Annotated in this window: 19 protein-coding genes; 12 read left to right on the top strand and 7 right to left on the bottom strand. The window is 55.2% G+C overall.

The features are described 5' to 3' along the window. Positions 1-224 precede the first annotated feature (224 nt). From rpmH to OKX01_RS18835, 6 genes are all read left to right on the top strand, one after another. Entirely contained in the window at positions 225-359 is a 135-nt protein-coding gene (rpmH, locus tag OKX01_RS18860; RefSeq protein WP_003800771.1) for a 50S ribosomal protein L34, read from the top strand. 69 nt (positions 360-428) lie between these two features. Beyond that, positions 429-794 carry a ribonuclease P protein component gene (locus OKX01_RS18855; protein ID WP_094198220.1) on the top strand — a complete coding sequence of 122 codons (366 nt, stop codon included), beginning with the start codon at positions 429-431 and terminating at the stop codon, positions 792-794. Beyond that, a complete protein-coding gene (gene yidD / locus OKX01_RS18850; RefSeq protein ID WP_021447161.1) occupies positions 791-1,033 on the top strand; it encodes a membrane protein insertion efficiency factor YidD in 243 nt (80 codons plus the stop codon). The genes OKX01_RS18855 and yidD overlap by 4 nt, the downstream gene beginning before the upstream one ends. A 107-nt stretch (positions 1,034-1,140) precedes the next feature. After that, a complete protein-coding gene (gene yidC / locus OKX01_RS18845) occupies positions 1,141-2,808 on the top strand; it encodes a membrane protein insertase YidC (protein WP_264672246.1) in 1,668 nt (555 codons plus the stop codon). Between the two features lie 438 nt (positions 2,809-3,246). Continuing rightward, positions 3,247-4,689 (top strand): catalase, encoded by a 1,443-nt coding sequence (locus OKX01_RS18840; RefSeq protein ID WP_094198218.1) that lies wholly within the window; start codon positions 3,247-3,249, stop codon positions 4,687-4,689. A 104-nt stretch (positions 4,690-4,793) separates the two neighbouring features. Further along, positions 4,794-5,183, top strand: coding sequence for a VOC family protein (locus OKX01_RS18835; RefSeq protein ID WP_108726995.1), 390 nt, complete (start codon positions 4,794-4,796; stop codon positions 5,181-5,183). A gap of 99 nt (positions 5,184-5,282) precedes the next feature. Here OKX01_RS18835 and OKX01_RS18830 read toward each other — a convergent pair whose 3' ends face one another. Further along, positions 5,283-5,795, bottom strand: coding sequence for an HPP family protein (locus tag OKX01_RS18830; RefSeq protein WP_108726994.1), 513 nt, complete (start codon positions 5,793-5,795; stop codon positions 5,283-5,285). 107 nt (positions 5,796-5,902) lie between these two features. Here OKX01_RS18830 and OKX01_RS18825 point away from each other — a divergent pair, with 107 nt between their 5' ends. After that, positions 5,903-6,457, top strand: coding sequence for a TetR/AcrR family transcriptional regulator (locus OKX01_RS18825; RefSeq protein ID WP_108726993.1), 555 nt, complete (start codon positions 5,903-5,905; stop codon positions 6,455-6,457). Positions 6,458-6,611: 154 nt separating this feature from the next. Here OKX01_RS18825 and OKX01_RS18820 read toward each other — a convergent pair whose 3' ends face one another. The 4 genes from OKX01_RS18820 to argE are packed head-to-tail and all read right to left on the bottom strand — an operon-like array spanning position 6,612 to position 10,822. After that, on the bottom strand, positions 6,612-7,583 hold the full coding sequence (locus tag OKX01_RS18820) for a tripartite tricarboxylate transporter substrate-binding protein (RefSeq protein WP_094198213.1): 972 nt from the start codon (positions 7,581-7,583) through the stop codon (positions 6,612-6,614). Positions 7,584-7,613: 30 nt separating this feature from the next. Next, positions 7,614-8,618 carry an ornithine cyclodeaminase family protein gene (locus tag OKX01_RS18815; RefSeq protein WP_264672245.1) on the bottom strand — a complete coding sequence of 335 codons (1,005 nt, stop codon included), beginning with the start codon at positions 8,616-8,618 and terminating at the stop codon, positions 7,614-7,616. Positions 8,619-8,620: 2 nt separating this feature from the next. Then, positions 8,621-9,595, bottom strand: a complete 975-nt coding sequence (locus OKX01_RS18810; protein WP_264672244.1) for a threonine/serine dehydratase — start codon at positions 9,593-9,595, stop codon at positions 8,621-8,623. Between the two features lie 30 nt (positions 9,596-9,625). Beyond that, positions 9,626-10,822: an acetylornithine deacetylase gene (gene argE, locus OKX01_RS18805; RefSeq protein WP_094198210.1), complete on the bottom strand. Its 1,197-nt coding sequence runs from the start codon at positions 10,820-10,822 to the stop codon at positions 9,626-9,628. Between the two features lie 160 nt (positions 10,823-10,982). Between argE and OKX01_RS18800 the strand changes: the two genes are divergently transcribed. The 4 genes from OKX01_RS18800 to OKX01_RS18785 all read left to right on the top strand — a co-directional run bounded on the left by OKX01_RS18800 (position 10,983) and on the right by OKX01_RS18785 (position 14,750). Then, complete coding sequence (locus OKX01_RS18800; RefSeq protein ID WP_003800785.1) at positions 10,983-11,534, top strand: helix-turn-helix domain-containing protein; 552 nt, start codon at positions 10,983-10,985, stop codon at positions 11,532-11,534. Between the two features lie 248 nt (positions 11,535-11,782). Then, positions 11,783-13,156: a tRNA uridine-5-carboxymethylaminomethyl(34) synthesis GTPase MnmE gene (gene mnmE, locus OKX01_RS18795; RefSeq protein WP_264672243.1), complete on the top strand. Its 1,374-nt coding sequence runs from the start codon at positions 11,783-11,785 to the stop codon at positions 13,154-13,156. A 43-nt stretch (positions 13,157-13,199) separates the two neighbouring features. Further along, positions 13,200-14,330 carry a virulence RhuM family protein gene (locus tag OKX01_RS18790; RefSeq protein WP_264672242.1) on the top strand — a complete coding sequence of 377 codons (1,131 nt, stop codon included), beginning with the start codon at positions 13,200-13,202 and terminating at the stop codon, positions 14,328-14,330. 30 nt (positions 14,331-14,360) lie between these two features. Further along, positions 14,361-14,750, top strand: coding sequence for a DUF6180 family protein (locus tag OKX01_RS18785; RefSeq protein WP_094198207.1), 390 nt, complete (start codon positions 14,361-14,363; stop codon positions 14,748-14,750). A gap of 130 nt (positions 14,751-14,880) precedes the next feature. Here the strand turns inward: OKX01_RS18785 and OKX01_RS18780 are convergent, their stop codons facing one another. Next, the gene (locus OKX01_RS18780) at positions 14,881-15,303 is read right to left on the bottom strand and encodes a hypothetical protein (RefSeq protein ID WP_230019549.1); all 423 of its coding nucleotides are present in this window, start codon (positions 15,301-15,303) and stop codon (positions 14,881-14,883) included. Positions 15,304-15,583: 280 nt separating this feature from the next. Here OKX01_RS18780 and OKX01_RS18775 point away from each other — a divergent pair, with 280 nt between their 5' ends. Further along, positions 15,584-18,886: an autotransporter domain-containing protein gene (locus OKX01_RS18775; RefSeq protein WP_264672241.1), complete on the top strand. Its 3,303-nt coding sequence runs from the start codon at positions 15,584-15,586 to the stop codon at positions 18,884-18,886. A 27-nt stretch (positions 18,887-18,913) separates the two neighbouring features. Here the strand turns inward: OKX01_RS18775 and OKX01_RS18770 are convergent, their stop codons facing one another. Continuing rightward, positions 18,914-19,666: a DUF4880 domain-containing protein gene (locus OKX01_RS18770; RefSeq protein ID WP_094198204.1), complete on the bottom strand. Its 753-nt coding sequence runs from the start codon at positions 19,664-19,666 to the stop codon at positions 18,914-18,916. Between the last annotated feature and the right edge of the window lie 251 nt (positions 19,667-19,917).

Below are 19,917 nucleotides of genomic sequence, written 5' to 3'. Positions count from 1 at the left end.
CGGTCATCACTTCTGTAAACCTCGATTCTACCCTGAGCTGTACCAAGTTATCCACAGGCTAACAAATTTAGTTGCGTAATATCGGGCTAAATAATTGACACAACAGAAAGAATTTGCTGAAATGACGGGCTTAACACGATTTTCTGTTGCCAGATCCCAAGCCTTTGCGCAGTCGGGGTGGAGATTTTCTGCGATTTCTGGCGGCTCATTTTTTTGGATACACCATGAAACGCACCTACCAACCCTCTGTTACCCGTCGCAAGCGTACCCACGGTTTTCGCGTTCGCATGAAAACTCGCGGTGGCCGCGCTGTTTTGAACGCACGTCGCGCCAAAGGTCGCAAACGTCTGGCTGTATAAGCCATGTCGGGATGCGGGGCCCAGGGTGATGGATCTCTTATCTAAAGCCCGACTCCCACGATACGCATCATGCGTGCCTCCTTTCCAGCTACGGCTCGCTTACATAGCCCCACCGAATACGCGCAGTCATTAAAAGGACAACGCGTAGGTCGCGGGGCTTTGTTCGTGGTCACTCGCTCTCGTGGCGAGGACCCACACCAGACCGAAGGCGCCCGTTTGGGACTGATCGTCCCCAAGCGCTTTGCCAACCGCGCCGTCACCCGCAACACCATCAAACGTATCTTGCGTGAAACCTTCCGCCACAAACGCGAAGGCTTGCCCAATGCCGCCTATGTCTTTAGGCTGCACAGCAAGGTGCCTCTGGTGTCGCTGACCGCTTTAAAGCAACTGGTTCGCGATGAAGCCAACACCTTGTTTTCAAAGGTACGGCCATGATGCGCAAACTGGCTTCGGCACCGATCCGCTTTTACCAGTTTTTTCTGAGTCCCTGGATCGGTAGAAACTGCCGCTTTACCCCCAGCTGCTCCAACTATGCCTTGCAGGCCATTGAGATTCATGGCCCGCTCAAAGGCTTATGGCTAGGTGGTGTACGCATCTGCCGCTGCAATCCCTGGTGCAAGGGAGGGCATGATCCTGTGCCCGCTCGCACGCCCGAAGACCGCAACACTTTCTAAAACCGTCCTGGTCTGCGCCTTGTTTTTCAAGGCAACCCCCTGTTTGCTGACCAGCTACGTTAAACTGCTAAGCTTTTGCTCAGCTTTATAAATGTGATACAGGCGCTATGGATATCCGACGCACCATCCTATGGATGATCTTCTCCTTTGCACTGCTGCTGCTGTGGAACAACTGGCAGGAATATAACGGCAAGCCATCGCTGTTCGCTTCCACCCCAGCCACCACACAAGCGCCAGCAGCCTCCGACGAACCTGCCGCAAACGGTGGTGTTCCCGCTGCTCAAGAGCCGACTGCGTCTGCTGCCTTGCCTTCGAGCAACAGCGCGGTGTCTGCCACAGCGCAAACCATCGACATCACAACAGACGTCTACAAGCTGGGCTTTAGCACTGAAGGTGCCCAACTGATCAAGGCTGAACTGTTGAAGTACGGTTCGCCCGAAAACCCCGAGCAGCCCATGGTGCTGCTGGATAACTCGCCCGCCTCCACCTACCTGGCCCAGTCCGGTATTGTGGGTGCCGCCGGCCAGAATCTGCCCAACCACCTGACCCCGTTCACTCTGGTCTCGAGCCAGCACAACATGACGGGCGATACCTTGGATGTGGTGTTTGAAGCCACTTCGGACGACGTGAAAGTCACCAAGACCTACACGCTGCACAAAGGCCGCTACGACATCCAGGTTCGTCACGATATCCAGAACAATACCGGCTCGGCCATTGACCCACGCCTGTACCTGCAACTGACCCGTGACGGCAACAACCCACCCGATTCGTCCCGCCTGTACAGCACCTTTACCGGTCCTGTGGTCTATTCCAGCGGCGAAAAATTCCAGAAAATCACTTTCTCGGACATCGACAAGAACAAGGCCACCTACGCTCGCAGCGTGGATAACGGCTGGATCGGCATGGTGCAACATTACTTTGCAACGGCCTGGGTTCCTGCCCAGGACCTGCAGCGCACCAATGAAATCCTGAAGCTGGGCAACAATCTGTACGCCGTGCGCACGCTGGAGTCGGTCGGTTCGATCGCTGCCGGCCAAAGCAAGGAAGTGGACGCCGCCCTGTGGGTAGGCCCGCAAGACCAGAAAGCCATGTCGCAACTGGCTACCGGTCTGGACCTGGTGGTGGACTACGGCTGGCTGACCATCATCTCCAAGCCCTTGTTCAAGCTGCTGACCTGGCTGCATTCCCTGCTGGGTAACTGGGGCTGGGCCATTGTGGCGCTGACCGTGCTGATCAAGCTGGTGTTTTTCCCGCTGTCGGCTGCCAGCTACCGCTCCATGGCCAAGATGAAGCAATTTGCTCCACGCATGCAAGCCCTGCGCGAGAAGTTCGGCGATGACAAGGCCAAGCTGAACGCCGCCATGATGGAGATGTACCGCACCGAGAAGATCAACCCGCTGGGGGGTTGTTTGCCCATGCTGGTTCAGATCCCCGTGTTCATTGCGCTGTACTGGGTGCTGCTGGGCAGCGTCGAGATGCGCGGTGCACCCTGGATTCTGTGGATTCACGACTTGGCCGCACGCGACCCATGGATGATTCTGCCCGCCATCATGATGGGTACCATGTTCCTGCAGATCAAGCTGAACCCAACGCCACCTGATCCAATGCAAGCCAAAGTCATGATGCTGATGCCTCTGGTCTTTGGTGGCATGATGTTCTTCTTCCCCGCCGGTCTGGTTCTGTACTGGTGCGTGAACAACATCCTGTCCATCGCCCAGCAGCGCTACATCATGGTGCAGATCGAAAAGAAAAGCGCGAAAGCGGCCAACAGCTAATTCGCTCTGAGACAAAAAACCCCGCTATATTTTTAGCGGGGTTTTTTTTATGCCTGCTGCCAGCCAGATGACATGAAGCAGAGCAAGTAAACAATGTTCAAACGTAGCACTGAACACGGCTGTCATTTATCAGACTCAGGCACAGCCCTAGCCAGACAGCCAGGCCAATAAAACGCCCCAACACTGATTCAACACAGCTCGTGTTCTGGCCTTATAGAATTGGCCCGATCTTGCTGCCATATCCTGTCGCACAAGTTTCATGCATAAGTCCTGCACTTACCGCTATGATCGGGATGAGAATCCCTGCCAATAGCAAAAAACTATTCCTTCGCTAAAATCATTTGATTTAACTATTTTGAACAAGGCACGTAGACTGATCCTAACTTCTTAAAACGACCCGCCCCACTCGGTTCGGGTCAGCTTCAACGGAGAATCACAATGAGCAACAAAACCCTGACGACTGCCGCTGGCCGCCCTGTGGAGGAGAACCAGAACTCCATGACAGCCGGCCCTCGTGGTCCCGTCCTGATGCAGGATTATTGGCTGCTGGAGAAGCTGGCTCACTTTGACCGTGAACGCATCCCCGAGCGTGTCGTACACGCCAAAGGTTCGGGCGCTTTCGGCACGTTTACCGTCACGCACGACATCAGTCAGTACAGCATGGCCAAGGTCTTTAAACCAGGTAGCCAGACCCCCGTTTTCTTACGTTTTTCCACCGTAGCTGGTGAAGCAGGAGCCGCCGATGCAGAACGCGACGTTCGAGGATTTGCCATCAAGTTCTATACCGAAGACGGAAACTGGGACCTCGTGGGCAATAACACTCCTGTCTTCTTTATACGGGATCCACTGAAGTTCCCCGACTTCATCCACACACAGAAACGCGACCCGCGCAGCCACCTGCGCAATATGAGCGCCGCCTGGGATTTCTGGTCCTTATCGCCCGAGTCCCTGCACCAGGTCACCATCTTGATGAGCGACCGCGGCTTGCCCTGTAACCTTCGTCAACAGCATGGTTTCGGTTCGCACACTTACAGCCTGATCAACGACAAGGGCGAGCGCCACTGGGTGAAATTCCACTTCAAATCCCAGCAAGGCATTGCCAACTACACCAACGAAGAAGCGGCCAAAGTCGTGGGTCAGGACCGCGAAAGCTCGCAGCGCGATCTATACGAGAACATTGAAAAGGGCAATTTTCCACGCTGGGCGCTGCGCATTCAGATCATGACCGAAGAGCAGGCACGCACCTACCACATCAACCCCTTTGACGTGACCAAGGTCTGGCCACATGGCGACTTCCCGCTGATCGATGTGGGCATGCTGGAACTGAACGAGAACCCCACCAACTACTTCGCCCAAGTTGAACAAGCCGCCTTTACACCTGCCAACCTGGTGCCCGGTATTGGCCACTCGCCCGACCGCATGCTGCAAGGCCGTATCTTTTCCTACGGCGACACTCAGCGCTACCGTCTGGGCGTGAACCACGGCCTGCTGCCGGTGAACGCACCGCGTTGTCCGTTCCACAGCTACCACCGTGATGGTGCCATGCGTACAGGCGACAATAACGGCGGCACGATCAACTACGAACCCAACAGCCAAGGTCAATGGCAACAGGCTCCCCGCAGCGAACCGCCTCTGGCGTTGGACGGTCAGCCGGCAGATCACTGGGATCACCGCGTAGATGATGATTACTACTCACAGCCCGGCAATCTGTTCCGCCTGTTCAACGACGAGGAAAAGCAGCGTCTGTTCAGCAATATTGCCGACGCCATGGCCGGTGTTCCCAAGGAAATCATCGAGCGTCAGCTGGGCCACTTCACCAAGGCAGACCCTGCCTACGGTGCTGGTGTAAAAGCAGAACTGACAAAACGCGGTCAGCTTTAAACCCTGATCGGGCTGTTTAAGCCATCCAAGAATCGGCTCCCCCTCTACAATCGGGGGGCCGATTTTTTTTGCACTGGCCCTGCGTTCTCCTACCGAGCCCCACTATGAAATTTGGCTATACCATCATCTACGTTCCCGATGTCGGCCAGGCACTGGACTACTTCAACCGTGCGTTTGGTTTGCCTACCAAAATGCTGCATGAAACCGGGCTGTACGGCGAGCTGGAAACCGGCCAAACCACCTTGGCCTTTGCGGGCGAAATGCTGGCCTACATGAACTACCCAAAAGGCCATTTGTCACCGCACGCGTCAGAAGTACCGCTGGGTATCGAAGTTGCCCTGGTCTGCGATGATGTACCTGCCGCTCATGCCAAGGCGCTGGCAGAAGGGGGCACAGAACTGGCGCCGCCGCAGGACAAGCCTTGGGGACAGGTGGTGTCTTATGTGCAGACGCCGGAGCGCATTGTGGTGGAGTTGTGTACGCCGGTGAAATAAGCTCAACAGCCTGCTCGACAAATGTCTGTGGGCATCCCCATCTGTCGGCTCCCGAATGGAAGCCTTAAAACCAGTCGTGGTCGGCATGAGACAAGCCTATCAATACCAATACTTGGGCCAGGCTTTCTCATGCCCCACGTTGTTGATCACCACAGCGATCGCCACCAACACGATAGAGCCCAGCAAAGAGGGCACAAACAAGTAAGACCACGAGACCTCACCGGCCAGCAAGATAACCAGCGGATCAGCACCAGCCGGGGCATGCAAGGTACGGCTGGCATGCATCAAGGCAATAGCCAAGCCCACCGCCAGTCCCATCTCGACAGGACCGGCACCCACATACTTGGCAATCACCACACCCACCAGGCTGGCAATGAAATGTCCACCGATCACGCTGCGTGGCTGCGCCAAGGGTGAGTCGGGTGCTGCGAACAGCAGAGCACAGGTCGCTCCGAAGGGAGCCATCATCAAGGGCAAGCCAAACTGCTGCGTCAAATAGGCAATCACCATGATGCCTATAGTTCCTCCCAGAAAACTGAGCAAAACCTGCTTGCTTTGTGGCCGAGGCGGCAGTACACCGCCCCCTTGAATTCGAGAAAATAGAAAGCGCATCCGAAGCTCCGAAACAAAATAGACCGATCGGTCTATCTACCGACGTGTACAATAATCATTCTGCTGGAGGCTGTCAAACTTTCCCAGGCTACCTTCTTGAGTCAACGATGATGAAAAACACGAAGCGCGATACGATTTTGGAAACGGCCCTGCGCCTTTTCAGCCAGTACGGCTACGGCAATGTCGGAATTGAACGCATCATTTCCGAATCCGATGTAGCCCGCATGACGGTCTACAAGCAATTTGGCACCAAAGATGGCTTGATCAAAGAGACGCTGGAGTTGCGACACCGCAATTTTATGGAAGACTTGCTGCAGTATCTGGAGCCGCATGAACGCTATCAGGACAAGATTCAGGCGCTGTTCCAGTGGCATCAAAGCTGGTTCCAGTCACCGGATTTCCATGGCTGTATGTTCATCAAGGCATCGGAAGAATTCGGGGCGGTGAACCCTCAGCCTTGTGCGATTGCACAAGAGCACAAGCTAGCTATCTTGGCACTGATAGAAGCGATTTTGCAGGAGCCTTTTGGTGACAAGGCCCACCAGCAAGCTTTGCTGGTTTTCATTTGCCTGGAAGGCCTGATCGTCCATGCCAATATGTTCCCCGGCAAGGATCTGACTCAAGACATTTACCAAGCCTTACAGCCTTTGCTGGCACCCTGAGCAGGGCGCTCAAGCCATGCATTCTCTCCAGCGACAGCGTTAGCCTCATGGGCCTGGACAACTTACCGTCGCCATCATGAAAAACACCCCAGCGCTTGAATAAAAAACCAAGCGTTGGGGTGTAATGACGGCATGTTTTTGGCCGCTTTATGCCTTACTGCTGCAAATACCCCGACTCCTTGATGATGGGCCCCCAGGTATCCAGGTCCGCCTGAACCGTACGGGCCAACTCCTGCGCGTCGCCCGATTCAGGTCGGAAGCCAATCGGCACAATCGCGCTTTCAATACGTGGCAGCTTGGCCACTTCATTGAAGGCATCCTGGAACTGTTTGACCATCTCCGGCTCCATGCCCAGCGGTGCAAAAATCCCCATCCAGCCCGAGGCCTTCAAATCGCCGTAGCCCATTTCTGCAAAAGTAGGCACGTCCTTCAAAATAGGCAGGCGTTCAGCCCCGGTAATTCCCAGCACCCGCACCGAACCGGCGGCGACATGCTCGGTAATCATGCCCACCGCATCCACGCCAGCAGGGATATGGTCACCCAACAGGTCGTTGATCAGGGGGGCGCCCCCTTTGTACGGTACGGGGGACATCTGGATATCGTTCTTCTTGGCAATGCTATAGCCCATGAACTGGGGGGCGCTGCCAGGAGCGGGAATACCGTAATGGCCGTACTTCTCCGGTTCTTTACGGACCAGTTCCACGTACTCCTGCAAGGTATGGGCCGGCGTGGTTTTACCGACCACAAAGATATGCTCGAACTTGGCGATCACCGCCACCGGCGCAAAATCCTTCATGGGGTCGTAGCTGACGGTTTTCACCGTCAGGGGCAGGGTGGTCATCATGTGATTATTGGCAACCAACAGCACCGAACCATCCGTAGGCGAGCGCAAAAAACCTTGGGCAGCAACCTGCCCACCTGCGCCAGCGCGGTTATCCACCACCACATTCACACCCAGCTTTTCACGCAGTTGCTCGGCATATACCCGCGCAACGGCATCCGCAGTTCCCCCCGCCGGATAGCCCACGACCAAGCGTATGGTGTCCGGCAATTTGCTGGCAACAGACATACCTGCTGCCAATGCCAAGGCCGTTCCCAACACGACCTGCGCCCATTTCTTTTTCATTACTTGTCTCCCTACCTCTTGATGACGCGATTAAAGTTCTACTACTCGTCCATTGCCTTGTGCGGCATGACGGCTTAACAAGGCAGCCGCCGTCAATACATCCTCAAATGCCAGTCCCAAGGACTTAAAAATCGTGATTTCTTGGTTGTCATTGCGGCCTGCGGCTTGCCCCTCCAGGACCGCCCCCAACTCGTTCAGCTCAGTATCGGCTGACAAGTAACCCTGTTTACATGCATTCAAAAATTCGCCCGACTCGCTACGCGTGGATTGCGCACGATCCACAAACAAACGGCCTGCCGTCATGGTGGGTCCATCCAGTTCACTGCTGGCGGGTGTGCTGGAACCCATGGCGGTGATGTGCGTGCCAGGGCGCAGCCATTCACGCTGCAAGACAGGTGTGGCAGAGCTGGTGGCCGTCAGTACCATATCCGACTGGGACACGGCTTCCTGGGCCGAGACGCCCGCTATCAAGGGGCAATCCAGATACGCCTGAGCTTCCTCAATAAAATGCTGGGCCGATTGTGCAGAGCGGGTAAGCACAAACACCTTGCTCAAACGACGAACTTGCGCCACGGCGCGCAATTGCCACAAGGCTTGATGTCCGCCGCCAAACAAGGTCAGCACGCTGGCATCCGGACGCGCCAACATATCGGTGGCCAAGCCACTGACCGCCGCAGTGCGCAATGCCGTCACGCTGCTGGCATCCAGAATGGCACGCGTCTCGCCAGTCAAACCGCTCATCAAGAGCACGCAGCCTTGATGGGGGTCTTTACCCAAGCGCACATTGTCTGGAAACAGGGTGCCCATCTTGGCACCGTACAAAGGCTCGGGATAAATCTCCGGCATATCAATGCAGGCAGGCATCATGCCCAGAAAACCGCTGGACAAATGGCTGCGCACAATCGTACGCAAGGGCTGGTCAATACGCCCTTGCTGCAGGGCAATAAAACCCTGGCGCATCAGATCAATCGCCGCCCCCATACCCAGCCCCTCGTACACTTCCTGGGCTTTTGCTACATAAACGCTAAGCTGCATGGTTAGCCTTGCGCCAGTGGCGTAGTGATATGGCGGATAAAGGTGTCGGTATCCGTGTTGGAACCACAAAACAACACGCCCACTCGTTGCCCGGCCAGATGTTTGCGCAAAGGGGACATCAAGGCAGCGGTCGCCACCGCGCACGCTGGTTCCGTAGCCATCTTGAATTCATTGAACAGGAAGTGCATGCCAGCGCGGATCTGGTCGTCGTTGACGGTCACCAGCGTGTCGATATTGTCCTGACACACGCGGAAGCTGAACTCGTCGGTATGGGGGGCCATCAGACTGTCTGCGATGGACTGCATGGCACCGATTTTTTGCGGCTCGCCTGCCTGGCGGCTTAGTGCCATGACGTTTGCGCCTACCGGCTCAATGCCATAGACCACGCAATCAGGCTGCCACAGCTTAACGGCAGCCGAGACACCCGCAGCCAAACCACCACCACCAATGGGCACCAGCACCGCATCCAGCTTGCCCACTTGCTGCAACCACTCGTAGCCCAGCGTGGCGGTTCCCAGCACGGTGGGGTAGGTGCTGAACGGATGGATAAAGGTTTTCTGTTCATCCTTTTCAATCTGGCGCACCAGCTCAAACGCCTGCTCGCCGTTATCAGCAAAGACAATCTCAGCCCCATATTCACGGCACAAGGCTACCCGTGCCGGGCTGGCCGTCTTGATCATGACAGTCTTGGCTTTCACCCCCATTTGATGGGCAGCATAGGCCACGGCCACGGCGTGGTTGCCGGCCGACACGCAGGTCACCCCTTGCTGGCGAGCCTCTTCAGACAAGCTCAGCAAGTTATTGAAAGCACCACGTGCCTTGAAGGTGCCCGAGGCCTGCAAATGCTCGAACTTGAAATTGACGGCGCTATCCAGACGCCCGGTCTGGTAATCAAACACGGGCGTCTGGCGCACATAGGGACGCAGACGCTCGTGCGCCTGCACCACATTTTCCTGGGTAACTTTTTCTGTTGTCATGGGTTTGCGTTGAAACCTGTTTGTCTGTTTTTAAGCGGTCACGGCCTGGCTGCGAATCAGAGCACGCAAGAACTGCTCACACTGCTCCACCTGGGCCAATTCCACGTACTCATCGGGGCGGTGGGCCTGCTCGATATTGCCGGGGCCACAAATAATCGAAGGAATACCGGCTTGCTGGAACAGACCTGCTTCTGTGCCATAGGCCACTTTTCGTACCGTGTCGTCCCGCGTCAGTTCACGTACCAGCTTGGTAATGGCAGCTTGTTCTTCGGGATTCAGGCCGGGGGCGCTGGCCAGCTTTTCCAGCTCCACTACAGCATCGGGATGCTCGCGGCGCATGGCGGGCAGGACTTTCAGGTCGATGAATTCGCGTATCTCTTGCAAGATCGGCTCGGGGTCCACACCGGGCAGATTGCGGTATTCAAACTCGAATTCGCACAGGTCAGGCACGGTATTCAAGGCGATACCGCCCCGGATCATGCTGGTCTGCAAGGTGGTGAAGGGCACGTCGAAATCGTGGTCGTAAGGGCCCATGCTCTTGTAGTCGTCGGCCAGATCACGAATAGCCGTGATGATGCGTGCCGCATGTTCGATCGCGTTTACGCCCTTAGGAGTCAGCGAGGAATGCGCGGCATGACCATGTACGCGGCAGCGATAAGCGTTAATGCCTTTATGCGCCACGATGGTGCGCATGCTGGTGGGTTCACCCACCACGCAGCCTTCGGGCTGAACGCCGCGACGGACCAGATCATCAATCATGACAGGCGCGCCCACACAACCCACTTCTTCGTCGTATGAATAGGCCAGGTGGATGGGTTTGGCCAGCCTGGTCGCCAACATCTCAGGAACCAATTGCAGGGTCACACCGACAAAGCCTTTCATGTCGCACGTGCCACGGCCATACAGACGATCGTCACGAACCTCAGCCTTGAAGGGGTCGCTGCTCCAGTTCTGGCCATCTACGGGCACCACATCAGTGTGGCCCGACAGAACAATGCCACCGGTACGTGTGCCATCGGCTGCCGGAATAGTGGCAAACAGATTGGCCTTGCGGCCGCTGGCGTCATGCGTCAGCACGGTTTCCAGCCCTTGCTGCTGTAAATAGGCCTGTACGTCGTGAATCAGTTCCAGGTTGGATTCCCGGCTTGTCGTATCATAAGCAATCAGTTTTTTTATCCATTCCACCGAGGTAGAGGGATAAGCAGTAGGATCAAACAACGCAGTCATGCCTTCTTTCTCCCAACGTAAAGCGTGTAGTTCTATACAATAGGACAGAGTTTTCTTATAAGAAAATCAATAATATTTATAAGAATGTTGTTTATTACTTCTTTCGGTTATGACAAAAGACTTGGTTAACACCACCCCCAACTTATTAAGCAAGACAGCCATGGGGGCGCGCATACGTGATGAACGCAAGCGTCAGGGCCTGACCCTGCTCATGTTGGCACGTTTATCCAATGTGTCTTTGTCCACCCTGTCCAAGGCAGAGCGCGGCCTGATTGGCCTGAGCTACGAGAAATTCCTGGCCGTCAGCCGGGCCTTGAAAATGGATTTGTCCGACCTGTTCAAGACGCCTCGTGATCAGAACGAGTCCGGCATGGACATCCTGGTGGGACGGGCTTCACGCACCGTAACCTACCATGCTCACCGCTATGAATACGGCATGCTGGCATCGGAATGGATCAACAAAAAAATGACGCCCATGCACGGGCGCGTGCTGGCCGGTAAACCGCGCGATGCCAGCGACTTCAGCCAACACGAAGGCGAAGAATTTATTTTTGTCATTGAAGGGCAGTTGACCATGCAGTTCCAGGACGGCCGCCGGCATGTACTGCAAGCGCGCGACAGCATCTACTTCAAAAGCAATCTGGGTCACCTGTATCTGTGCGAACACGGGGAAAGCGTGGAGATTCTGGTGGTTTGTGTGAACAATCACTAGGCTCAAAGAAGCGCAGACGGCTGGCCTCAGTCGCTTTGATGACACGTCCAAAGGCTTTTTGTTTGCCCTGGCCTTTTTAGGTTCTCCCACACGACCGATTGCCTAATTGCCTGATTCTCAAGAGCCTAGTCCACAGGGACATAAACACAAGCGTTTCAGATACCAACAAGGCTTAGCGCCCCAAGCCCGAACCGTCTACCTGCTCCATTACAATACGGTTCTGTTCCGCCTCTTTGATCGATCTGACCATGTCCAGCTCTTCCCCTATTGTGGCTATTGCCACCGCCCCCGGCCGGGGTGGTATTGGTGTCATCCGTGTGTCCGGCAAAGAGCTTGATGCTCTGATCCACATCCTGTTTGGCCGTACGCTGCAAGCGCGTCATGCCCACTTTCTGCCCTTCAAGGATGCACAAGGCGAGGCAATCGACGAGGGCATTGCACTGTTCTTTAAAGGCCCGCACTCCTATACCGGCGAAGACGTGCTGGAACTGCAAGGCCACGGCGGCCCGGCTGTTCTGCGCCGCCTGCTGGATCGCTGCCTGGAAGCAGGTAAAGATCAGGGCCTGCGACTGGCTGAACCGGGAGAATTCACCCAACGCGCCTTCTTGAATGACAGACTGGACCTGGCTCAGGCCGAGGCCGTGGCCGACTTGATTGACGCCTCCTCGGAGGCCGCTGCCCGCAGTGCCGTCGCCTCCCTGTCGGGCGTGTTTTCCAATAAGGTCAACGCCCTGGCTGACCGCATCATTCACCTGCGCATGCTGGTGGAAGCCACGCTGGACTTTCCCGAAGAAGAAATCGACTTCCTGGAAAAATACCAGGCGGCGGCCACCCTGCAAGGCATACAGGACGAGCTGGAACGCATCCTGCAGCATTCGCGTCAGGGGGCGATTCTGCGCGAGGGCCTGCACGTTGTACTGGCCGGTCAGCCCAATGTGGGCAAATCCAGCCTGCTTAACGCACTGGCCGGTGAGGACGTGGCTATCGTGACCGATATTGCCGGCACCACCCGCGACCGTGTCATGCAGCTGATCCACATTGACGGCATCCCGCTACACATCGTGGATACCGCCGGTTTGCGTGACACCGAGGACACCGTCGAGCGCATCGGTATCGCCCGTACCTGGGACGAAATCGCCAAAGCCAACGTGATCGTGCACCTGCTCGATGCTCGCAACCCGCAAGACGAGCTGGACAGTGCCATTACCACTCGCCTGCCATCACATGTACCCGTGCTGCGCGTCTATAACAAGATAGACTTGCTGACAGCAGAACAACAGGCAGCCTTGCCTGCACAGGAAAGCGGCGCCACCGTGCTACCGATTTCTGCCCGTAAGGATATAGGTCTGGACACACTGCGCCGCACCTTGCTGGATATCGCCGGCTGGAACCCCGGCAGTGAATCCCCCTGGCTGGCGCGGGAACGACACCTGCGCGCCTTGGAGCGCGCAGAATACCACCTGGGCCTGGCCGCAGAGCACGCTACGCACAGCGATCAGGTGCTGGACCTGTTTGCCGAAGAACTGCGCCTGGCACATCTGGATCTGTGCTCAATTACCGGCGAGTTCAGCAGCGATGATTTGCTGGGGGAGATTTTCTCCAGTTTTTGTATTGGGAAGTGACCTCATCAAAAGACTGAGCCATTGATGTGCAGAGGAACTAGGCATGAGCGGCAAGAAGCTGATTCGAAATAGCACTACTGAATTTCTGATCTTCACTGGCCAGGCCGGCGAACAGAGCATCGAAGCCCGCTACGAAGACGAGACGGTCTGGTTGTCTCAGAAGCTGATGGCGGAGCTTTTTGGCGTTGATGTACGCACGGTCAATGAGCACTTAAAAAATATCTTTGCCAGCAATGAACTGGCTTCCGAGGCAACTATCCGGAAATTCCGGATAGTTCAGCAAGAAGGTAATCGGGACGTAAAGCGTCTGGTGGACTTCTATAACCTCGACGCCATTATTTCCGTTGGCTACCGGGTCAACTCCATCCGTGCCACCCAATTCCGCCAATGGGCCACCCACATCCTGCGCGAATTTGCGATCAAGGGATACCTGATTGATCGTCAGCGCATGGAGAACGGCAGTTTTCTAAACGAAGACTACTTTGAGCAGTTGCTGGCAGAAATCCGCGAAATACGCCTACGCGAACGGCGCTTCTACCAGAAGATCACCGATATCTACGCAACCAGCGTGGACTACAACAAGAATGCCCCGACCAGTAAATCCTTCTTTGCCAAGGTGCAGAACAAGCTGCATTACGCCATTCACGGCCAAACTGCAGCGGAGCTTATTCATCAGCGTGCCGACAGCAGCCAAGCCCATACGGGACTTACCTCCTGGGCCAATGCTCCCAATGGAAAAATACTGAAAACAGACATCAGTATTGTCAAGAACTACCTGAAACAAAACGAGCTGGATGCCTTGGGGCGCATCGTCAATGCCTATCTGGAGCTGGCTGAAAACCGTGCCCGCCGCAAAATCCCCATGACTATGGAAGACTGGGCCAAACGCCTGGATATGTTTCTGGAGTTCGACGACCGGGAAATTCTGCAAGATAGCGGCAAGATTTCTGCCAAGCTGGCCCAGACTCATGCTGAAAGCGAGTTCGAGAAATATCGCGTCATACAAGATAGCTTGTTTGAGAGTGACTTTGATAAAGCAATAAAAGAACTAGGCTCCTCAAATTCGGAAGCTGATCACTCCCACATGGCTTGCCCCCACCTCAGTAAAAACCCGACATTCGTCCCTGAATTAAGCACTATCAAAGCCTGCCCTGATCAATCAGGACTATGCTGAACACTCCATTGTCTCCTGCGGGAGGGCATCATGCGCACACTCAACAAGTGGGTTTTGATGGCGGCTTTGATTCATGGCGCTGGGGTAGTACAGGCTCAAGAACTGATACCTCTGGAGCTGGAGGCAGAACAGCGTTCCGTTTCCCGTCTCAGCGTGGCCCAGTGCCTCAATACGGTTCAGCAGACAGCAGCGCGAGAGGGCTTCCAGCAGCACAATGACTCCACAGCCAGCGATCAGTTAGGCGTCTATATTGGCTCGGCTCCCTTGGGGGGCGGCTCGCTGGTGGTGTACTGCATTGATTTGAACCCCTCGACCGCCTACATCATTCGCACCAAGGCACAAGTCACCGCCAATTTGATGTCTCCGCATCAGCTCAACTGCAAAATTACGCGAGCTTTGACGGTGGCAAACCAGCCTTGAGCGTCAGCAAAAGCAGCCCCTGGCTGCTTAAAGTAAAAAAGGGGCGCAGCCCATGTCCATGCAGGCCTACCGCCTAGGCACACCCGCCTGCGCCCCCAAGGGCTCCCAAAACCAGTTGAACGGTTTTTTTTTACGCCATCAATAAATCCCCAACTTCCATACGGGCATCACCGTCCAACTCAATGTCGTCCATGACCTTGTTCAACATGGCATGCGCACTGGATAAAGCACCGTTCAAGCTATTGAGCTCGCTTTGCACACGATCCAATTCCTGCTTTTTTTCCGCTTCGCTGCTTTTGTTGCTGGCCTGGATACGCTGCAGCTCCATCAGTTTCTGTTGAATCTGCTCTTTCAGATCACGAATACGTTTAAGTATGTCCTTGATGCCATCGGGCAAAGAACTGCTATCAATATCCTTGTCACGACCCTTTTTCTGAGCTTGCTGACTGGTCAATGACAGATCTTTTCCCATGGGAGACAGGTGCACCTTGATACGTCCCGATGAGTCTATGGAGCCAGACTCTTCTTGCTCGGGCACCACAGGGGGCGTCATGGCCGTCGCGTTTAATGGCTCGGCCACAGGCATAGTTTGTCTATGTATTAAACCCTGTCCACTGATCTCTATGGTCATACTTTCCTCTCTTGTACACATCATCCCCTAGAGGGTTACGGCTGCAACCCGCTCGTTCTTTACCGTGATGTGTGCACCAGGTGTTGCGCCTTTTACTCAGATGTTCGGCACAGCTCAGAAATAAGTAGCAAGAAAAGACACTTTTATTTACTTTTATACAAAAAATGCCCCCTAACCATTGTCTTCACATTATCTGAATCACATGGACTTCAAAATCAAAGCGCTACTAGGCCACACCCTGCTGGCCTTGAGCTGGGCCAGCAGCGCCCATGCTTACCAGACAGAATCCATTTTGAACAAACAAGGCCAGCAGGCCTTTGAATTGCGGATCTATGGACCTGATGATGGGGGCTACGATACGTCGGATCAATCCGATCCACGCGTTTCCCCCTGGAATATTGACGAGAATGGTCGACTGAAAATTCGTGCCGCGCTGGAGCGCTGGGCCGAAATCATTAATTTGCCCGTAGGGTACACACCGGCTGTGATCAATCTGGGCACCATGAATGACCAGAACGCCAATGCCTACGGTGCTTCACTCTACAACCCTGACCATCCCAACTTCACCATCTCGGCCTTGCAAGCGCGCTTGCAGGGAATATTCCAGGGCGATCCGAATAACCCCGATGCCGTTATCAGCGTCGGCAAGCTTGATCTGGATACGGCTCCGGTCAACCCAAGCCAACTGCCCTTAACTGGCAAGGCTGACTACAACGCAGTGATTTTCCACGAGCTGGCCCATGCCTTGGGCATCAGCAACACGGTCACGGACAACCTGCCTGCAGACAGTTTCGATCCACCCGACCCCTTCTTCCAAAATGACCTCAGCCCCTGGGCCTTGGGTTTGCGCGATGATCAGGGTCGAGCCCCCAGCCCTGGGCAGAAAATCCTGTGTTCGGTTTGCACCAATCCGTATGACCCAGACGCTTTTGATCTGCGCCAGGACAAGGGCTACTTCACCGGCGATCACGTACAGGAAGTCCTGAATGGCGCCATGCCGGGCATTCCCGTCAGTATCCTGAACTTCCACGACCAGCCACAGTATGGAGTGGACCGCAACTACATGAGCCACACCGAGCTGCGCAACAGCCTGATGAGCCATCAGACCTATCGCAACTACGTGAATCTGATGGAAGCTGAAATTGCCGCCTTGCAAGACATCGGGCTGAGCATTGATCGCCGCAACTTCTTTGGCTATTCGGTCTATGGCGACGACGTCACCTTGAACAATACCAATGGCTACTTTGCGCGCAATGAAGACGGCACAGCCTACTTGCCCGGTCAGTACAACATGGCCACACAAGGCTTGGGTCTGCACATTTATGGCGAACGCAATACCATTACCCAAGCGGCGGATCTACTGACAGCCGGGCCAGGCGGGGTCGGTGTACGTGTGGATGGTAGCGAAAACACGCTCATCATTCCCGAGGCGACGCGTATTCATGCCCAGGGCTGGTATGGTCGTGGCCTGCAGTTCAGCTATGGCCGCCATCACCATATTGTCCAGCAAGGAGAGGTCCGGGCAGATGGCCAGGATGGCGTCGGAGCCTTATTCGATTTTGGCCAGAACGCCATGGGCAGCGACGATGAATATCACGGCTCCTGGATGCTCATGGCTAAAGGTCAGCTACGCGCTGTACCGGAGATATTGCAAGGTGCCTTGATCAGTAATTACGATTTGTCCGGCACCTTATCGGGTCAGAAGGCGGCCATCCATATCGCGAACAATGCCTGGGTACAGAACATCAATATTTTGCAGGGTGCACAAATCACAGGTGACATTACCTCGGATTACAAGCGCCGCGACTCCGACCAGCAACCGCTGCTGACCCGCATCAGCTTTGGTCAAAAAGCCGATGAGAATGGGCGCGCGACCAGCGCTGCCGACTCCAGCTTCCAGATGCGTTATGACGGCAATATCAAGGGCCTGAACAGTCTGGCGGTCGTCATTGCCGGGGGCGCAACGTCCTTGAATGGCCAGCATGAGCTGTACGGCTTGCGCGTGGATCAGGGCGCGACCCTGTATGGCAATAGCGAATTCACCCTCAACCCTGAATACAACTTCACCAATAACGGCACACTCAGCCCCGGAAACTCCTACGGGAACATGACGATCAAGGGCAATTTTGTCCAAGGCGCCAATGGCCGGATTCTGGTGGAAGCCTCGACCACCCAGAATGATCATATTGATGTGCAGGGCCTGGCTCAGCTCGATGGCGAGTTGAACGTGGACCTGCAGCCAGACTGGTATCAAAACGGCTGGACCTTGAATCAGGACAAGGTGTTCACTGCCAGCCAGACACAAGGGCAGTTTGCGGTGCTCAGCGCCACGTTGGCATCCCCCACCCTGAATGTGGAAAGTACCGGTGATGGCTGGACTGTCAGCCGTCATCAGAATGCGTATGCCCAATACGCTGCATCGCCCAATGCCGCCGCTGTCGGTACCAGCCTGGCACAGGCTTCCTCGGGTAATCAGTCCCTGGCAGCCGTGTATCAAGCCATGGACTTCTCGCGTGCAGATGGCAGCGATATTGGTCTAGCCCTGGATCAGCTAAGTACAGGTGCCTACGCCGCCCAAACCGCCGCTTCCTTGCGCCGCGAACAGTTGGTGTCCGAACAACTGCGTCAAACCGACGGTATCGATAAGAGCGGCTGGCAAAGCTTCATCCAAACCTATGGTGGCCGCTACCACTGGCAGTTGGGCAGCAACGATGTTGACCACCGCAGCCAAACCTATGGGGTGATGCTGGGGGCAGAACATCGCGCTCAGGGCAGTGACTGGAGTCTGGGCGTACACGGCAATGCCAACGAACAACGCGTCAATGTAGACGCCCCCTTCCAGGCCAAAAGCAAGCTGACTGGCTTGGGCCTGGGTGTCCATGCCCGCTATCGTGCCTACAGCCAGGAAGGCTGGAACGGTCTGGCTCAGCTACGTGTGGGTATTGAACAAGGCAAGATGAACCGCACTATCAGCTTTGCGGGCTATCAGGCGCGTCCTGCTTCAGATTGGACAGGCCATACCTTCTCACTGGGGGTACAGACTGGCTACAACTGGGCGCTAGGTGAAAACGGCAGCATCGGCCCGGTTCTGGCTCTGGATTATCTCCATTACCGTCGCCCAGGGCTGGAAGAAAGTGGCGATGCCGCCAGCCGCCTGCGTTTGGATTCCAGCCGTCAACATGCCTTACAGGCTTCGCTTGGCCTGGCCCTGCGTCAAAACTGGAATTTAAGCCAGGATCGCCAATTGCAAACAGCCTTCTCCATCGCTTGGGAGCAGGCTTTGCTAAGCCGTCATCAGACTCAGGAAGCGGCCTTTGCCAGTGCCCAGTCTGTGGGTTTTGAAGGGCGTTATGCGCGAGTGGATCGTCATGCTTTATCGCTGGGAACCAGCATCAGCTTGCAACAATCCGAGCGCCTGCGTTTAGGGCTGTCGGCCAATACCCGTTTACTTGGGGATAGCCGGGCCGATATAAACGGTAAATTGTTCCTGAACTGGACGTTCTAAACGCGCTGGAATGTAAGAGGCCGACTTTTAGTCGGCCTCATTGGGAGATACAGGAGCGGGTTGAACCCGTTTCATGCCAGACCACCGGTCAACATCAAGATACTGACCCGGAATCAAGACCCGAATCTGTCGGCGCCACCATGTTCCACTGGAGACTTCGATCGAACCTGTATCCACCGCAAACGTCATTTGATCGCTGTTCAAAAAGGCCGAAAACTGCCCCTTGTTGCTGCGCGCCTGCGCAAAGCTGGAAAAGACCGTCACGCTCTTTGGTGTGGGGTCAGCCAGCAGCAAAGTGACCTGACCGCGTAACAGTTGCAGATTCAGCCTGTCCTCGTACTCGCGGATTTCGAGAGCGGAGTCGGGGCCCAATTGCACCACCGCGCCATCCACAAACCGCTGCTCCAGCGTTTGTGCCCCCGAAATCAGATGCTCTTGTCGTAGTACCCGCTCCGGCCAAAAGAAAAACACCGTCAGCGCCAAGGCCAAAACAAACAAACCGGCCAGCAGACCTCGGTGATAAGGCTTGAGCAACGCCGCCTTCTCACCCGAACTGGCCAATAAACGGCGGATTTCATGCTCGGGCGCATCCAGGCTGGCGTCACAAAAATAGCAAATGTATCGATATGAACGTTCATTTTCTGGATTGTCACGACGCCAATCCTCAAACTCTCGTAATTCGGCTGCAGTCGCCTCGCCGGAGTTCAAGCGAGTAAACCAATAAGCAGCTTGTGCGTGAGCCTGCGTATGCTCCAGCAGCTCCCCTTGATATGTCGTCATAGCGGCATCTAACCTTGTTCAGTTACGCCAGCAATAGGGTGGTTTCAGCGTGGCGGCAAGTCCCTGCCGCTCGAGCCCAAAACCTCAGGAAAGGAAACCAGTAGCCACCAACTTTTTAGCTGTCTAGCTGTCGACGTTTGAAAACGTTACGTTTTTATTTTATACAAACGCTTCAAATGCTTACATTAACTCAAATTGAGCTAATCAAAACAAATTCGCCTTATTTAATTACACTCACTACAAAAAAAATG

This window comes from Alcaligenes sp. SMD-FA (genome assembly GCF_025960365.1).
Lineage (GTDB): Bacteria > Pseudomonadota > Gammaproteobacteria > Burkholderiales > Burkholderiaceae_B > Alcaligenes > Alcaligenes aquatilis.
The sequence above is the reverse complement of the archived record's forward strand: the minus strand, read 5'-3'. Positions and strand labels throughout refer to the sequence as shown.

Coding starts and splice junctions, on each gene's coding strand:
- rpmH (WP_003800771.1), top strand. CDS start 225: ATGAAACGCACCTACCAACCCTCTGTTACCCGTCGCAAGCGTACCCAC.
- OKX01_RS18855 (WP_094198220.1), top strand. CDS start 429: ATGCGTGCCTCCTTTCCAGCTACGGCTCGCTTACATAGCCCCACCGAA.
- yidD (WP_021447161.1), top strand. CDS start 791: ATGATGCGCAAACTGGCTTCGGCACCGATCCGCTTTTACCAGTTTTTT.
- yidC (WP_264672246.1), top strand. CDS start 1,141: ATGGATATCCGACGCACCATCCTATGGATGATCTTCTCCTTTGCACTG.
- OKX01_RS18840 (WP_094198218.1), top strand. CDS start 3,247: ATGAGCAACAAAACCCTGACGACTGCCGCTGGCCGCCCTGTGGAGGAG.
- OKX01_RS18835 (WP_108726995.1), top strand. CDS start 4,794: ATGAAATTTGGCTATACCATCATCTACGTTCCCGATGTCGGCCAGGCA.
- OKX01_RS18830 (WP_108726994.1), bottom strand. CDS start 5,795: ATGCGCTTTCTATTTTCTCGAATTCAAGGGGGCGGTGTACTGCCGCCT.
- OKX01_RS18825 (WP_108726993.1), top strand. CDS start 5,903: ATGATGAAAAACACGAAGCGCGATACGATTTTGGAAACGGCCCTGCGC.
- OKX01_RS18820 (WP_094198213.1), bottom strand. CDS start 7,583: ATGAAAAAGAAATGGGCGCAGGTCGTGTTGGGAACGGCCTTGGCATTG.
- OKX01_RS18815 (WP_264672245.1), bottom strand. CDS start 8,618: ATGCAGCTTAGCGTTTATGTAGCAAAAGCCCAGGAAGTGTACGAGGGG.
- OKX01_RS18810 (WP_264672244.1), bottom strand. CDS start 9,595: ATGACAACAGAAAAAGTTACCCAGGAAAATGTGGTGCAGGCGCACGAG.
- argE (WP_094198210.1), bottom strand. CDS start 10,822: ATGACTGCGTTGTTTGATCCTACTGCTTATCCCTCTACCTCGGTGGAA.
- OKX01_RS18800 (WP_003800785.1), top strand. CDS start 10,983: ATGGGGGCGCGCATACGTGATGAACGCAAGCGTCAGGGCCTGACCCTG.
- mnmE (WP_264672243.1), top strand. CDS start 11,783: ATGTCCAGCTCTTCCCCTATTGTGGCTATTGCCACCGCCCCCGGCCGG.
- OKX01_RS18790 (WP_264672242.1), top strand. CDS start 13,200: ATGAGCGGCAAGAAGCTGATTCGAAATAGCACTACTGAATTTCTGATC.
- OKX01_RS18785 (WP_094198207.1), top strand. CDS start 14,361: ATGCGCACACTCAACAAGTGGGTTTTGATGGCGGCTTTGATTCATGGC.
- OKX01_RS18780 (WP_230019549.1), bottom strand. CDS start 15,303: ATGACGCCCCCTGTGGTGCCCGAGCAAGAAGAGTCTGGCTCCATAGAC.
- OKX01_RS18775 (WP_264672241.1), top strand. CDS start 15,584: ATGGACTTCAAAATCAAAGCGCTACTAGGCCACACCCTGCTGGCCTTG.
- OKX01_RS18770 (WP_094198204.1), bottom strand. CDS start 19,666: ATGACGACATATCAAGGGGAGCTGCTGGAGCATACGCAGGCTCACGCA.